Origin of the sequence: Nocardioides kribbensis, from assembly GCF_015070375.1 — a bacterium.
GTDB lineage: Bacteria > Actinomycetota > Actinomycetes > Propionibacteriales > Nocardioidaceae > Nocardioides > Nocardioides kribbensis.
This window is the reverse complement of the sequence record NZ_JADCLL010000005.1, coordinates 333,931-348,650: the sequence shown is the minus strand read 5'-3', so window position 1 is coordinate 348,650 and position 14,720 is coordinate 333,931. Positions and strand designations below refer to the sequence as shown.

At 73.6% G+C, this 14,720-nt stretch carries 12 protein-coding genes; 6 read left to right on the top strand and 6 right to left on the bottom strand.

Going from position 1 to position 14,720, the window contains the following annotated elements; genetic code table 11:
* Nucleotides 1-484: 484 nt before the first annotated feature.
* Nucleotides 485-1,813, bottom strand: coding sequence for an acyltransferase family protein (locus IR170_RS19550; RefSeq protein WP_319805061.1), 1,329 nt, complete (start codon nt 1,811-1,813; stop codon nt 485-487).
* Nucleotides 1,810-3,579, bottom strand: a complete 1,770-nt coding sequence (locus IR170_RS20375; protein WP_193664588.1) for a hypothetical protein — start codon at nt 3,577-3,579, stop codon at nt 1,810-1,812. Before IR170_RS20375 ends, IR170_RS19550 begins: the two co-directional genes overlap by 4 nt.
* A gap of 240 nt (nt 3,580-3,819) precedes the next feature.
* Here IR170_RS20375 and IR170_RS12850 point away from each other — a divergent pair, with 240 nt between their 5' ends.
* Nucleotides 3,820-4,752, top strand: a complete 933-nt coding sequence (locus tag IR170_RS12850; RefSeq protein ID WP_193664586.1) for a DUF3068 domain-containing protein — start codon at nt 3,820-3,822, stop codon at nt 4,750-4,752.
* 120 nt (nt 4,753-4,872) lie between these two features.
* Here IR170_RS12850 and IR170_RS12845 read toward each other — a convergent pair whose 3' ends face one another.
* Nucleotides 4,873-5,730, bottom strand: coding sequence for a class I SAM-dependent methyltransferase (locus IR170_RS12845; RefSeq protein ID WP_308196075.1), 858 nt, complete (start codon nt 5,728-5,730; stop codon nt 4,873-4,875).
* Nucleotides 5,727-6,629 carry an ABC transporter gene (locus IR170_RS12840; RefSeq protein WP_193664583.1) on the bottom strand — a complete coding sequence of 301 codons (903 nt, stop codon included), beginning with the start codon at nt 6,627-6,629 and terminating at the stop codon, nt 5,727-5,729. Before IR170_RS12840 ends, IR170_RS12845 begins: the two co-directional genes overlap by 4 nt.
* 55 nt (nt 6,630-6,684) lie before the next feature.
* Here IR170_RS12840 and IR170_RS12835 point away from each other — a divergent pair, with 55 nt between their 5' ends.
* The 5 genes from IR170_RS12835 to IR170_RS12815 all read left to right on the top strand — a co-directional run bounded on the left by IR170_RS12835 (nt 6,685) and on the right by IR170_RS12815 (nt 11,143).
* Nucleotides 6,685-7,710 (top strand): phosphotransferase, encoded by a 1,026-nt coding sequence (locus tag IR170_RS12835; protein ID WP_193664581.1) that lies wholly within the window; start codon nt 6,685-6,687, stop codon nt 7,708-7,710.
* Between the two features lie 241 nt (nt 7,711-7,951).
* Nucleotides 7,952-9,427: a 30S ribosomal protein S1 gene (gene rpsA / locus IR170_RS12830; RefSeq protein WP_056862554.1), complete on the top strand. Its 1,476-nt coding sequence runs from the start codon at nt 7,952-7,954 to the stop codon at nt 9,425-9,427.
* Between the two features lie 109 nt (nt 9,428-9,536).
* Nucleotides 9,537-10,166, top strand: coding sequence for a sulfotransferase family 2 domain-containing protein (locus tag IR170_RS12825; RefSeq protein WP_056862555.1), 630 nt, complete (start codon nt 9,537-9,539; stop codon nt 10,164-10,166).
* A gap of 1 nt (nt 10,167) precedes the next feature.
* Nucleotides 10,168-10,755: a dephospho-CoA kinase gene (gene coaE, locus IR170_RS12820; protein WP_193664579.1), complete on the top strand. Its 588-nt coding sequence runs from the start codon at nt 10,168-10,170 to the stop codon at nt 10,753-10,755.
* Nucleotides 10,756-10,822: 67 nt separating this feature from the next.
* A complete protein-coding gene (locus tag IR170_RS12815; RefSeq protein ID WP_193664578.1) occupies nt 10,823-11,143 on the top strand; it encodes a hypothetical protein in 321 nt (106 codons plus the stop codon).
* An 85-nt stretch (nt 11,144-11,228) separates the two neighbouring features.
* On the opposite strand, the gene IR170_RS12810 is transcribed toward IR170_RS12815, so the two are convergent.
* A complete protein-coding gene (locus IR170_RS12810) occupies nt 11,229-12,221 on the bottom strand; it encodes a sigma-70 family RNA polymerase sigma factor (protein ID WP_056862558.1) in 993 nt (330 codons plus the stop codon).
* Nucleotides 12,222-12,470: 249 nt separating this feature from the next.
* Nucleotides 12,471-14,699 (bottom strand): S9 family peptidase, encoded by a 2,229-nt coding sequence (locus IR170_RS12805; RefSeq protein ID WP_193664575.1) that lies wholly within the window; start codon nt 14,697-14,699, stop codon nt 12,471-12,473.
* Between the last annotated feature and the right edge of the window lie 21 nt (nt 14,700-14,720).

The window sequence follows — 14,720 nt, the reverse complement described above, 5'->3', positions numbered from 1 at the left end:
AGGGCTGGCTGCTCCCTGACGCCACCGCCCCCTCCGCAGCCACGGGAGCGGCCACCGGAACGGCCACGGGAGCGGAGCCCGAAGCCGCCCCGGTCGAGGCGGTGTTCGCACCCGACCGCGCCTACCGCGCCGGTCTGCTGGCCGGGCTCATCGGGCTGGTGGCCCTGCTCGTCCTCGTGCTGGTCGGCCGCCGCCGCGGGTGGCCCGACGACGCCGCACCGCTGACCGACCGCCGGGTGCCGGGCGCCCTGCTGGCCGGCGCCGGGCTGCTCGGCGCGGGCGCCGTGGCCGGCTGGCCCGGCGTGGTCGTGGCGGTCGTCGTCACGGTGCTCGTGCGGGGTGCGGCCGGGCTGCTGGAGCGCCGGGGGGCGGGCGACGCGCTCGCCTGGGCGGTCGCCGTGCCCGTCCTCGTCGTCGCCGGCGCCTACGCCCTGACGCCCTGGGGCAGCAGCGACGGGTGGGCCGGCGAGGCGGCGTGGCCGGTCTACCTGATGCTGGTGCCGCTGGTGGGGCTGCTCGTCGCCGGACCGGAGGGGCTGCGGCCCCCCGGCCGGCTGGCTGAGCGGCTCCCCACGAGTCCGCGCAGGCGCATCGCCGGGCGCTCGACGAGGCGGTAGGACGCCTCGGCCGCCATGAGCGACAGTGCGAGCGTCAGCAGCCACAGCGGCACGCCGTGGCCCTCGAAGAGCTCCCACGGCGTCGCCCACATCACCAGGTGGAGCAGTGGCAGGTGCAGGCAGAAGACGCCGAAGGAGATCCAGCCCAGCCGCCGCGCCGCCGGGTGGGACAGCGCCCGGCCGTAGCGGCCCGCGGCATCGGCGAAGACACCGGTCACGACCACCAGCAGTCCGACCACGGCGTAGAGCAGGCTCTTGGCCAGCGACTGCCCCGGCGTCGGGGCGTCGAGCATCGAGGGCCCGGCCACCGGGGTCGCGGCCACGAGCATCAGGCCCGCCACCAGGGCCCAGCAGCTCCCGGGCTGGCGGCCCAGCGCGACCAGCGGCGCGGTGAGGCGCTCCCACGCCCCCCGCTCGTGCAGCACGTGGGCCAGCGCGAGCAGCAGGCCGAGGGCGAACCACGACAGGTACGCCGGCAGCCATAGCAGCGGGGCGCCGTCGGTGTGGGGGCCCACCCGGGCCGCGCCGTCGAGGTGCCACCAGGCGGTGACCACGACGAGCGCCGCGATCCCGAAAAGCACCCGGGCCGGGCGCAGGCCGCGGGTCACACGCACGCAGTGCCGGCCCAGCAGCGCGGCCATGAGGGCCGGCAGCGCGAGGTAGAAGGTGACCTCGACCGCCAGGCTCCACATGTGGGTCAGCCCCGTGGGCAGCAGCGGGGAGCGGAAGGTGTCGAGCATGAGGAGCGTGGCGACCCGGTCCCCCCACGACAGGTCGGCGTTGCCGCGCACGAACGCCAGGGCGAGAGCCGCGGTCAAGACGTAGAGCGGGGCGATCCGCAGGAAGCGCTTCCACAGGTAGTCCGGTGTCGCCGGCGTCGGCCTGCGGTCGGCCGTCGCGGCGATCCAGGGGCGGGCCAGCAGGAAGCCGGAGAGCACGAAGAAGAGCGCGACACCGACGTCGAGTCGGGCCAGCAGCGTGCCCCAGAACCCGTTGCCGATGTAGTCGCCGGACCAATACGCGACATGGGTCGTGAGAACTAAGAGCGCCCCCACGGCCCTCAGTGCGTCTAGGGCCGCGAAGTCGGGGCCGCTGCGGGCCGGCGGGGGCACGAGCGAGCCCTGGGGGAGGGCGGCTGCGCCGCCGGGCGCGGTGGCGGCCCCCCGGTCGGCCCGGGCGTGGGACGGTGTGCTCACAACGGACCTCCTGCGACGGCTGTGCCCACCTCCACGACGTCGACGCACATCGTGGTCCCCGGCGACAGCCCGTCCAGGGTGACAGACGACACCGCGGAGGTCACCTCCACGTAGAGGCTGCCCAGGCCGGCGTCCACGGGCGCCTCGACCGTGCGGTCGCCCACCTCGACCGTGACGGTGTCGGCGGCCGACGACAGGTAGCCGACCCGCACCCACCACGTGTAGTCGAAGGCCGTCTCGTCGAGGGGCACGGTGCGGGAGCGTCCCTCGCGCACGGCCCAGCCGCAGCCGGGCCGCGGCCCCTCCTCGGTCACGGCCACCGGGTCGATGACGGCGCGCCGCGGGCGTCCCTGGGCGTCGAGGGCGACGAGACGGTCGGTGACGGAGGGGAAGCGCGCGTTGTCGACGACCACGGGCAGCAGCCTGACCGTCGTGTTGAACGGGTAGAGGTAGCCCGGCACCACCTCGTCGGGCACCACGGTGTCGGCCACGTCGACGGCCCCGTGACCGGCGAACTCGGCCTGGGTCGTGCGCAGGTACGTCTCGCCGGGGTTGTCGGTGTGCCAGATGCGGGCGTAGAGCACCGAGCTCACCACCCCCGCCACCACCACGGCGACGGTGAGGGCGATGAGGACCCGTGGCCCCACGCCCACCAGCAGCAGCGGGATGTCCCGCGGCCGGCTCGAGCCGGGCGCCCCGGCCAGGGGCAGGACGGCCAGGCCCAGGCACAGCACGGCGGCGCAGGCCACGTCGCTGAGGTAGCGGTACTCGAGCCCTGTGATGTCCCCGAGGACGGGGGCACGGGTGACGAGCAGCAGCACGTAGGAGGCCGCGGCGTAGGCGGCCAGCAGCGCCCACGCCCGGGCCGCCCCGGTGCGCCGGAGCACGACGAAGAGCCCGCCCAGCGCGAGGGCGACCCAGGCGAGGTGCACGAGCAGGTCGGGCGGATCGGCCAGCCCGGCGGGCGGGTTGACGTCGCTCCAGCGCCACGGACCGCCCAGCAGCCCGGTGGAGAGCGACCGGCCGAGCATCGTCTCCGCCAGGCCACCGGCCACCGCTCCCGAGGTCTCCTCGGCCAGCGAGGGTACGCGCAGCAGGTAGTGCACGAGGTAGGCCGCCGCCAGGGCGGTGCAGGCGACCAGGGCGGGCCAGCGGCGACGGGCCAGCACGCGCGCACGCCGCGCCGGACCGCCCTCGGCGAACCACCCGAGTGCGTACGCGGCGAGCATCGGCAGCAGGACGAGCGCCTTGACGTAGCCCAGCAGGCCGAACGACAGCGCCAGCAGCGTCACGAGCAGCCAGCGCAGCCGGCCGGTGCGCAGATAGCAGGTCCAGGCGGCGACCGAGGAGAAGAACGCGACCTGCAGCGGCAGCGCGTTGAGGCTGGCCGCCCACCACATGGCGGCCGGCAGGGTCACGGCGCTGGAGAGGTAGAGGGCGAGCAGGGGCACGACCGCCCAGCGGGCCCCGAAGAGCACGACCAGCATCCAGACGCAGGCCGCCGCGGCCAGCAGGTGCAGCAGCAGGGTGGTCGTGGCGGCGAGGGCCCAGTCGACGTCGCCGCCGGTGGTGACGACCCAGGCGAGGAACCTCCCCAGCGGCATGAACTGGCTGTCGAAGGGTGCCAGCAGCAGATGCGGGCTCAGGCCGTAGCGCTCGGCGTCATCAAGCATCTTGAAGTCGTCGACGTAGAACCAGCTCGGGTAGAGCGCCCACGCCCGCAGGGCCAGGTGGGCGGCGACGAGGAGCGCGCACGCAGCGAGCACGACGGGGCGTTCGGCTTCGGCCGACTGCCGGTCGTGGCGTGTGGGAGGCGACACGGCCGGTTGGTCGTCCGAAGTCGTGTGGGTCGACGACGGCGGCTGGTCTGGCACGCCGGCGAGTCTCGCACAGGCGCGCCGCGGGCCACCGATTCCTACTGTTCGGTAACAGCCTGTGACGGGAGGCACACTTCGTCCTCCAGATGGGTTACGGTTCGCCGATCGATCTTTCTGGGAGGGAAGTGGATGAAGATTCTGGGACGGGTCCTCGTGGGCCTGGGGGCATTCCTGGTGGTGGCGGCCGTGGTCGCCCTCACGTGGGCACCGGGGGCCGTCAAGCGCACCCCAATCGACGTGGACTCGGTGACGGTGCTCAGCGGTGAGGCCGCGCGCCTCGACACCGCCACCAACGAGCTGGGTGCGGCGGAGCCGATCTACGCCCTCAGCATCACCAAGAGCGACAGCGAGGCCTCGAGCGACGACACCGCGGTGTTCTTCAACCGCTCCTGCGCCGTCTACGGCACCGAGGCCACCGAGGAGTGCCCGGCCTTCGACGACGAGTCGGTGCTGTCGGGTGCCGACGACTTCTTCGCCACCGACCGCACGACCGCCGAGTCGGTCGAGTCCGACGAGCTGCCGGCGCAGGCCGCGGCCCACGAGGGCGTCGTCAACAAGTGGCCCTTCGACGCGGAGAAGACCACCTACACCTACTTCGACAGCGTGACCGGCGAGGGCGTCGACGCGGTCTACGACCGCACCGAGGACGTCATGGGCCTCGAGACCTACGTCTACCGCGTGGAGATCCAGGACGCGCCGATCGTGGTCAGCGCGCTGCTCGAGCTCAACGGCACCTACGACGACGTCAAGGAGATCTACGTCGACCCGCGCACCGGCGCGATCATCCACCAGACCGACGACCAGCAGCGCTACCTCGACGACGGCACGCAGGCCCTCGACCTGCAGCTGGCCTTCACCGAGGACCAGCAGGCGACCAACGTCGCCGACGCCGAGGAGAACATCGCCAGCCTCGACCTCATCACCCGCACCGTGCCGATCGTCGGCTTCGTCGGCGGCGGCCTGCTGCTCGTCGCCGGCGCCGTGCTCCTCCTGCGCGCGCGCCCGCGCACCGCGGGCACGGCCAGCACGACGCACCGCGACAGGACGCCCGCCGGTCGCTGACCGGTCTCGCGGACCCGTCGCGGGCCGCACCCGCACCACCAGCACCACCCGCAGGCCCCGGACCACACGGTCCGGGGCCTGCCGGCGTCACGGGCCGTCACGGGTCGTCACGGCGCGGGCTCAGCGCAGGTCGCAGGCGAAGATCGCGGTGCCCGGGGTCCAGCGGCCGCGGGTGGCCGACCAGCCGCCCCACACCCGGTCGTGGTGCTCGGGCCACTCCGGCTCCACCAGCCGCACGATCGCGAAGCCGTGACCGGCCAGCACCCCCACCCAGTCGCCGAGGGTGCGGTGGTGCTCGACGTACGACACCTCGCCGGTGGCGTCGTCGACCTCGACGTAGGGCGTGCGGTCCCAGTAGGACTGCGACGCGACCAGGCCGGCCTCGCCGGGGTCGTCGGGGAACATCCAGCGCGTCGGGTGGGTGATGGAGAAGGCGAAGCGGCCGCCCGGTCGCAGCACCCGCGCGGTCTCGGCCACGGCCCGGTCGAGGTCGCGCACGAACTGCAGCGCCCCGAAGGAGGAGAACACGGCGTCGAAGGAGGCGTCGGCGAAGGGGAGGTGGGTGGCGGTCGCCTGCACCGAGGGCACGACCACGCCGGTGCCCTCGTCGATGCGCCGCGAGTGCTGGAGCTGGCGGTAGGACAGGTCGACGCCGAAGGAGCGTCCGCCCTGGTCGCGCACCCAGCGGCTGCACTGCCCGGCGCCCGAGCCGACCTCGAGCACGTCGCGGCCCGCCACCGGGCCGAGCACGCCGGCCTCGGCCTCGGTCAGGCCCTCCGGGCCCCACACGAAGCCGGCGTCGCCGAGGAACTCCCCGTGGGTGGCCTGGTAGTCGTCGGCGTAGCGGTCCCAGTCGGGGCCGTTGGCGCGCCGCGACTCCTCCTCGCCGACGTCGCGGCGCTCCACCCGCACCGGCGGGAGGGGCGGGTGGGAGCGGGAGTCGGGCGCCTGGTCGGGCTGCGGCGGCAGGGCGCTCACGGCGCGAGCGGCGTCGGCTTGCGGCGCCCGGGCAGGCGGCCGGCCAGGTCGCCCAGCGGGCCGACGGCCCGACCGAGCGCGTCGGCCGACTCGGCGAGCGCCGGCACGATCCGGGCCAGCTCCACCAGGCGCGGCTGGATGCCCTCGAGCGTGGCGCCGAGCGCCACGAGCTGGTCGAGGGTGCCGCCGTCGGCGATGAGCTTCTCCACGAAGCCGTCCTCGGTGAGCATCCGGTCGGCCAGCCCGTCCGGGCGCAGCACCTGGTCGAGCACCCCGTCGGCGGCGGTGAGCCGGTCGAGCGCGCCGCCGGTCTGCAGCAGCCGGTCGAGCACGCCCTCGTGGGCGATGAGCTGGTCGAGCGCGCCACCCTCGGCGAGCAGCCGCTCGAGCGCCCCGTCGGGGGCCAGCAGCCGCTCGACCGGGCCGTCGGGCCCCAGCAGCCGCTCCAGCCCGCCGTCGGCGGCGGTGAGCCGGGCCAGCGGGCCCTCGTCGGCCAGCAGCCGGTCGAGCAGACCGTCGCGCTCGAGCAGGCGGGCGACCGGACGACCGGGCTCCATCAGCTCGTTGACGGTGCGGGCCAGCCGCATCGGGCCGTCCTCGTCGGTGAGCAGCTCCACCAGCTGCTGGGCGTAGCCGTGCTCGCCGATGACCCGCAGCACCAGGTCGGCGTAGCCGCCCGGACGGCGCACGGGCCCGTCGGGAGCCGCGAGACGGCCCAGCTGGAGCGTCGTCTGGGTGGCGGCGACCCCGACCCGCACGGGGAGCCTGGCCGCCTCGCCGAGCACACCCAGCACGCCGCCGAGGTCGCGCGGCACCTCCCGCGGCAGGCCCGCGGGCCAGCCCGGCGCCGGTCGACGCGGGGAGCGGGGGGCGGGGCGGCTGGGCACGTCGGGACTCACGGGTTCACCGTACGGCGCAGCGCCGTCGCGCGGAGGCCGTGGCAGCATCCTGGCCATGACGGTGCCCCCCTCCGAGCACGCCCCCGGGCCCGCCTCCGAGCACGCCGGCGCCCCCGGCGGTCTCGCGGCGGGCCTCCGACCGCTCGAGGGCGGCTACTCCGGGGAGACGTTCCTGGCCGAGACCGGGGGTGAGCGCTCGGTCGTGCGGATCTACGCCGGCGGCCGGGGGCCGGCCGCGCCGTCGGTCGACGCGGCGGTGCTGCGGCTGGCGCGCGGCACGGTGCCGGTGCCGCAGGTGCTCGAGGTCAGGCACGGCGACCCCGACCGCGGACTGCCGGGCCTGCTGGTCACCTCCTTCCTGCCGGGCACGCGCGGCGACCTGGTCCTGCGCCGCGCCGACCCGCTGGCCGACCCGCCCGCGGGGTCGGCGGGGGCGAGCGCCGAGCTCGCCTCCGACGAGGAGCTGGCCGCCCTGGGCGAGGAGCTCGGCGCGGCGCTGGCGCGGCTGGCGGGGATCCGGATGCTGCGCTGGGGCCCCTTCGTCGACGCCGACCTCAGCGTCGGGGTGCACGAGCCGCCCTACGACGTCGACGGCCTGCCGGCGCTGGTGGAGGTCTACGCCGACCGTCTCGGCCACCTCACGCCGGCGGAGTGGACGGGCCTGCGCGCGGCCGCCGTCGACGCCCAGGAGGCGCTCGACGCCGTCGACGGGGTGTGCCTCGTGCACAGCGACGCCAACCCCAAGAACCTGCTCCTCGACCCCGCCCGCCCGGCCGGCGAGCGGCTCACCGGCCTCGTCGACTGGGAGTACGCCCACGCGGGGCTGCCCTTCACCGACCTGGGCAACCTCGTGCGCCACCACCGGGCCCCGGTCTTCCAGGACGCCGCCGTCGCGACGTACGCCGACGCCCTGGGCGTCAGCGCGGAGGAGGCCCTGGTGCTCGCCCGGGCCGCCGACCTCGCGGCGCTGGTCGACCTCGCCTCGCGCCGCGACGCCAACCCCGCCGCCGCACGCGCCGACGTCCTGCTCCGCGCGATCGCCCGCGCCGGCGACGCGGCGGTCGACGAGCCCCCGGGCTGAGCCCCGCCGAAGGCGCGTCGGCACAGGGGTGCGGGTTGGACTGCCGCGCGCGCCGCGGCGTAGTCTGGCCAGACGCCTGAAGTCTGCCTGCGTCCCAGACGGAGTGGACCCTCGCTCGCTACCACGCCCAGCCGCCTCGCCCACCGCGTCGCGATCGCCCCGGGCACCGATCCACCGGTAGTGAAACCCGACCTCGGGCGTGCCCGCACGACTTCTGCCCATCCAAGGAAACACTTCCCTTATGACGAGCACCATCTCCATTCTTCCCGACTACGACGCGCCTCAGGTCGCGATCAACGACATCGGGTCGGAAGAGGACTTCCTCGCCGCCATCGACGCGACGATCAAGTACTTCAACGACGGCGACATCGTCGCCGGCACCATCGTGAAGGTCGACCGCGACGAGGTCCTGCTGGACATCGGCTACAAGACCGAGGGCGTCATCCCCTCGCGTGAGCTGTCGATCAAGCACGACGTCGACCCCGCCGAGGTCGTCTCGGTCGGCGACGAGGTCGAGGCCCTGGTCCTCCAGAAGGAGGACAAGGAAGGCCGCCTGATCCTGTCCAAGAAGCGCGCCCAGTACGAGCGCGCCTGGGGCACCATCGAGCAGGTCAAGGAGGAGGACGGCGTCGTCGAGGGCACCGTCATCGAGGTCGTCAAGGGCGGCCTCATCCTCGACATCGGCCTGCGCGGCTTCCTGCCGGCCTCCCTCGTGGAGATGCGTCGCGTCCGCGACCTGCAGCCCTACGTCGGCCAGACCCTCGAGGCCAAGATCATCGAGCTCGACAAGAACCGCAACAACGTGGTCCTGTCGCGCCGTGCCTGGCTCGAGCAGACCCAGTCGGAGGTCCGCCACGGCTTCCTGACCCAGCTGCAGAAGGGTCAGATCCGCAAGGGCGTCGTCTCCTCGATCGTCAACTTCGGTGCGTTCGTGGACCTCGGCGGCGTCGACGGTCTGGTGCACGTCTCGGAGCTGTCCTGGAAGCACATCGACCACCCCTCCGAGGTCGTCGCCGTGGGCGACGAGGTCACCGTCGAGGTGCTCGACGTCGACATGGACCGCGAGCGTGTCTCCCTGTCGCTCAAGGCGACGCAGGAGGACCCGTGGCAGCACTTCGCCCGGACCCACCAGATCGGTCAGATCGTGCCCGGCAAGGTCACCAAGCTGGTGCCCTTCGGCTCGTTCGTCCGTGTCGAGGAGGGCATCGAGGGCCTGGTGCACATCTCCGAGCTCGCCGAGCGTCACGTCGAGATCCCCGAGCAGGTCGTCCAGGTCAACGACGACGTCATGGTCAAGATCATCGACATCGACCTCGAGCGTCGTCGCATCTCGCTGTCGCTCAAGCAGGCCAACGAGACCGCCGCGGCCGCCGACGTGGAGGAGTTCGACCCGACCCTCTACGGCATGACCGCGACCTACGACGAGCAGGGCAACTACGTCTACCCCGAGGGCTTCGACCCCGAGACGGGCGAGTGGCTCGAGGGCTTCGACGAGCAGCGTGCGGTCTGGGAGGAGCAGTACGCCAAGGCGCACGCTCGCTGGGAGGCCCACGTCAAGCAGCAGGCCGAGGCCAAGGTGGCCGAGGTCGAGGCCGGCGAGGCCACGTCGTACTCCTCGGGCTCGACCGAGGACGAGACGGAGTCCGAGGGCGGTTCGCTGGCCTCCGACGAGGCGCTCCAGGCCCTGCGCGAGAAGCTCACCGGCGGCGCGAGCTGACCTGCAGCACCCGCACCACGCAGCACCCGCACGACGCCCGAGGGCCCGGTCACCGAGAGGTGGCCGGGCCCTCGTGGCGTCGGCGGGCGGGGCTGGTACTTTGCCGCCCATGATGGTCTCCCACGAGGCGCGCGTGCTCTTCGTCCACGTGCAGAAGACCGGCGGGTCGACCATCGACTCGATGCTCCAGGCGGTGCTGCCCGACGTCGCCTACGTGCGCGACCTGCCGCAGGGCCGCCACGCCCAGCTGGGTCCGGCGCTCAGGCAGCACCCCGAGCTCGCCGACTACTGGATCTTCGGCTTCGTGCGCAACCCGTGGGCCCGGCTGCTGTCGTGGCACTCCATGATCAAGCGCAACGAGCGCTACGTCGCCGAGGGCAACGCCAAGGCCGCCGAGCGGCTCGCGGGCAACCGGCTGTGGCGCCTGGTGCAGGAGCGCTACCCCGACTTCGAGTCGTTCGTGATGGAGGGGCTCGACCGGCAGGGGCAGCTCAACAGCCCCCAGATCGCCTACCTGCGCACCAAGCAGCGCACGGCCGACTTCATCGGTCGCCAGGAGAGCTTCGAGGCCGACCTGCGCACCGTGCTCGACCGTCTCGGCGCCGAGTGGCCCACGGAGATCCCGCGGCTGAACTCCGGCACCCCCACCGACTACCGCGAGCGCTACACCGACGCGATGCGCGACAAGGTCGCCGAGGTCTTCGCCCGCGACCTCAAGCGCTTCGGCTACGAGTTCTGAGGTGCGCGTCGGACTGACCGGGGGCGTGGCCTCGGGCAAGAGCACGGTCTCGGGCCTGTTGCGCGAGCTGGGCGCCGTCGTCATCGACGCCGACCAGCTCGCCCGCGAGGTGGTCGAGCGGGGCACCCCGGGGCTGGCCCGGGTGGTCGAGGAGTTCGGTGAGGGGCTGCTGACCCCCGAGGGCGACCTCGACCGGCCCGCGATGGGGCGGCTGGTGTTCGGCGACGAGCAGGCGCGGCGTCGCCTCGAGGCGATCGTGCACCCGCTGGTCTTCGAGCGCTACGCCGAGGCCGAGGCGGCCGCCGGGCCCGACGACCTGGTCGTCCACGACATCCCGCTGCTGGTGGAGTCGGGGCGCGCCGGCGACTTCGACGCCGTGGTCGTCGTCGACGCCCCGCGTGAGCTCCAGCTCGAGCGCATGGTCGCCCACCGGGGCTGGACCCGGGAGGACGCCGAGTCGCGCATCGCCGCCCAGGCCACCCGCGAGCAGCGCCGCGCGGTGGCGACGTACGTCGTGGACAACACCGGCTCGCTGGAGGACCTGCGCGCCCGGGTGGCCGAGGTGCACGCGCGTCTGGTCGACGGGTGAGGCGCCGCGCTGCGGGGACGCGGCCGGCGCGGCGGTAGCCTCGCAGGTCGACGACGAGGAGGTCGACATGGTGGCGAGCCGATCGGCGCGCGAGCGCAAGGCCAAGGCCGAGGGCGGTGCCCTGGCGCTGGTGCGGATCGAGGTGGGGGCCGACGAGGCCTTCGTCTACAAGATCAGCTGTGTGCGCTGCTCGACCACGACGGCCAAGGGCACCCGCGCCTGGTGGACCTTCCGCCCCGGCGAGGACAACGGCTACCTCGCGGCCATGGACCGCTGGACCTTCCACCTCACCGAGCGTCACCCCGAGGCCGAGGCGCCCTGCCTGGCCTACCTGGAGGCCGCGCAGCAGCGGCTCCAGGAGCGTCGCGACGCTCGCGCCGGCTCCTAGGCCGGCTCCTGGCCGCCCGCGGCACCTCGGGACGCACGAGAGCCCCCGCCCGAGGGGCGGGGGCTCTCGTGGGTCGTGCGTGCGGTCAGGCGGCCGAGCCGGCGGCCAGGTCGGGGTCGGCGAAGCGGCGCAGCTTCTGCAGCGCCTCCCGCTCCAGCTGGCGGACCCGCTCGGCGGAGATGCCGTGCTTGGCGCCGATGTCGGCCAGCTTGTGCTGGCGTCCGTCGGTGAGGCCGTAGCGCGAGCGGATGATGTCGGCGGCCCGGTCGTCCAGGTGCCCGACGAGGGCGTTGAGACGGTCGCGCGACTCGGTGTCGAGGACGGTCAGGTCGGGACCGGGGGAGGTCTCCTGGGCCATCAGGTCACCGAGGCTGGTGTCACCGTCCTCGTCGACGGGGGTGTCGAGGCTGACGTGCTCGCGGCCCCACGACATGAGGTCGAGCACGCGGTCGACGTCCATGCCGAGCTCGGCGGCGATCTCCGCCGGCTCGGGGTCGCGGCCCAGCTGGCGCTCCAGGGTGCGGCGCGCGCCACCGACCTGGTTGAGCTCCTCCACGACGTGCACGGGCAGGCGCACGACGCGGGCCTGCTGCGCGATGCCGCGGGTGATGGCCTGGCGCACCCACCACGTGGCGTAGGTCGAGAACTTGTAGCCCTTGGTGTAGTCGAACTTCTCGACCGCCCGGATGAGGCCGGTGTTGCCCTCCTGGATCAGGTCGAGCATCGGCATCTGGGCCCGGCCGTACTTGCGGGCGATCGACACGACGAGACGCAGGTTGGCGGTGATGAAGGTGTCCACCGCCTTGCGGCCCTCCTCGGCCAGCCACTCCAGCTCCTCGGCGTTGGCCGAGAGGGGGGCGCCGCCCTTGCGACGGCCGATGCGGCCCTGAGCGAGGAGGTGCTCGGCCATCAACCCCGCCTCGATCGTCTTCGACAGCTCCACCTCCGTGGCGGCGTCGAGGAGCGCGTTCCGGGCGATCTCGTCGAGGTAGAGGCCCACGCTGTCGCGGCCCTCGATCTCTCGGGTGGTCGATGTGGCCCGGGTGCGGGTGGCGGTGCTGCCGGTGCTGCTAGCCATCGGGACCCTCTCCTTCTGCTCGTGGGCGCAGTCGGTGCGTCTCACGTCGTGTTCAACGCCCACCGTGGCCGGAGGATTCCGGTCCTTCGCGGTGGGCCTTCACCCAGCACGACGCTCGGCGACCACCGAGAGTTGCGTGACCAGTCAACTCTCAGCCACTTCTCAGAACCTCACCCCCAAGGACCGGTCGGCCGCCGGTCCGGACGCCGTCCGGCGGCCCACCGCGCCCGGACGGCGCCCCTCACCCGCTCACCGGGGTGTGGTGCCGGCCAGCCCCATCCGGTCCAGGATCCACGCCAGGGTGAAGGCCCGGTCGTGCCACGACTTGTAGCGCCCGGAGACCCCGCCGTGGCCCCCGGCCATCTCGGTGCGCAGCAGCACGTCGGGGCGGGAGTCGGGCCCGGTGGCCCGCAGCTTGGCCACCCACTTGGCGGGCTCGACGTAGAGCACCCGGGTGTCGTGCAGCGAGGTCTCGGCCAGGATCGGGGGGTAGACCTGGTCGCCCACGTTGTCGTAGGGCGCGTAGGAGGCCATGTAGGCGTAGACCTCCGGGTCGGCCTCGGGGTTGCCCCACTCGTCGTACTCGGTGACCGTCAGCGGCAGGGTGGCGTCGAGCATCGTGGTGAGGGCGTCGACGAAGGGCACGCCCGCGACGATGCCGCCGAAGAGCTCGGGGGCCTGGTTGGCCACGGCGCCCATGAGCATGCCACCGGCGCTGGCGCCCTCCGCGACCAGGGTGTTGGGGGTGGCCCAGCCGGTGTCGACCAGGTGGCGGGCGCAGGCCACGAAGTCGGAGAAGGTGTTCTTCTTCGTGGTCGTCTTGCCCTGGTCGTACCACCGCCGGCCCATCTCGCCACCGCCGCGCACGTGGGCGATGGCGAAGGCGGCGCCCCGGTCCAGCAGCGAGAGCCGCGCCACCGAGAAGTAGGGGTCGATGGAGGCCTCGTAGGAGCCGTAGCCGTAGAGCAGGGTCGGCACCGGGCGGGTGCCGCCGCCGTCGTCCTCACGCGCGCCGATGCGGCACACGACCGAGATCGGCACCTGCTCGCCGTCGTCGGCGGTGGCCCACAGCCGGTGCTCCTCGTAGTCGGCGGGGTCGTAGCCGCCGAGCACCGGGGTGCGGCGCAGCAGGGTGAGCTCGCGGGTGCGCACGTCGTAGTCGTAGACCGACGACGGCACGGCCAGCGTGGTGTAGCCGATGCGCACGACCGGCTGGGCGAAGCCGGGGTTGCCGCCCGAGCCGACGGTGTAGACCGGCTCGTCGAACTCCACGAGGTAGTCCTCGCCCACGCCCCCGGGGCCGAGCTCGAGGATGCGCAGCTGGGTCAGGCCGTTGCTGCGCTGGTGGACCACGAGGTGGCCGGCGAAGGCGTCGACGTCCTCCAGGCGCACGCTCGGGTCGTGGGGGATGAGCGGGGTCCACCCGCTGGCGGGCGTGGGAGCCAGGGGTGCGGTGGCCAGCTCGAAGTCGGGGCCGGTGGCGTTGTGGGTGACCAGGAAGAGGTCCTCACCGGCGATGACGGCGTGGTCGAGGGAGTACTCCACGTCCTCGACGCGCTCGGCGAAGACCTGCCAGGCGGCCTCGGGCGTGCCGGGCTCGGCGTGGGTGTCGAGGTAGCGGTACTCGCTGGTGGTCTTCGAGCCCACCGCGACCACGAGGAACCGCTCGGAGCGGGTGCGCCCGACCCCGGTGAAGAAGCGCCCGTCGGTCTCGTGGTGGACCAGCTCGTCGTCGGCCTGGGCCGTGCCGAGGCGGTGGCGCCACACCTTGTCGGGGCGCCAGGACTCGTCGACGGTGGAGTAGAGGCAGTCGACGCCGTTGGGGTGCCAGGTCACCCCGCCCATGACACCGGTCAGCTCGTCGTCGAGCAGGTCGCCGGTCGTGAGGTCCTTGAAGCGCACCGTGTAGCGCTCGTCGCCGACGGTGTCGACGGCGTAGCCGAGCAGGCGCCCGTCGAGGCTGACGGCCGAGCCGCCGAGGGAGAAGAACTCGTGGCCCTCCGCGAGCGCGTTGAGGTCGAGCAGCACCTCCTCGCCGGGCAGGGCCGGCTCGTCGGGGGCGCAGTCCTCGGCCGGCTGCGGCGGCGTCCAGTCGTCGGGGTCGGTGACCGGCACGCGGCAGCTCGCGCCGTACTCACGGCCCTCGAAGGAGCGGGCGTAATACCAGTGACCGCGGTTGCGGGTGGGCACCGACAGGTCGGTCTCGCGGGTGCGCGCCTTGATCTCGTCGAAGACCTGCTGCCGCAGGTCGCCCAGGTGGGCCGTGCGCGCCCGGGTCCAGGCGTTCTCGGCCTCGAGGTAGCCGGTGACGTCGTCGGACTCCTTCTCCCGCAGCCACTCGTAGTCGTCGGTGCGCGTGAGCCCGTGGATCTCGCGGCTGGTGGGGCGTCGGTCGGCCACCGGCGGGGCCGAGGGGGCCGACGGGGCCTCGGCGTCGGGGGCGGCGGGGCCGGACGGTGCGGCGGAGGACTCAGACATGCAGCCGACCCTAGCCAGCAC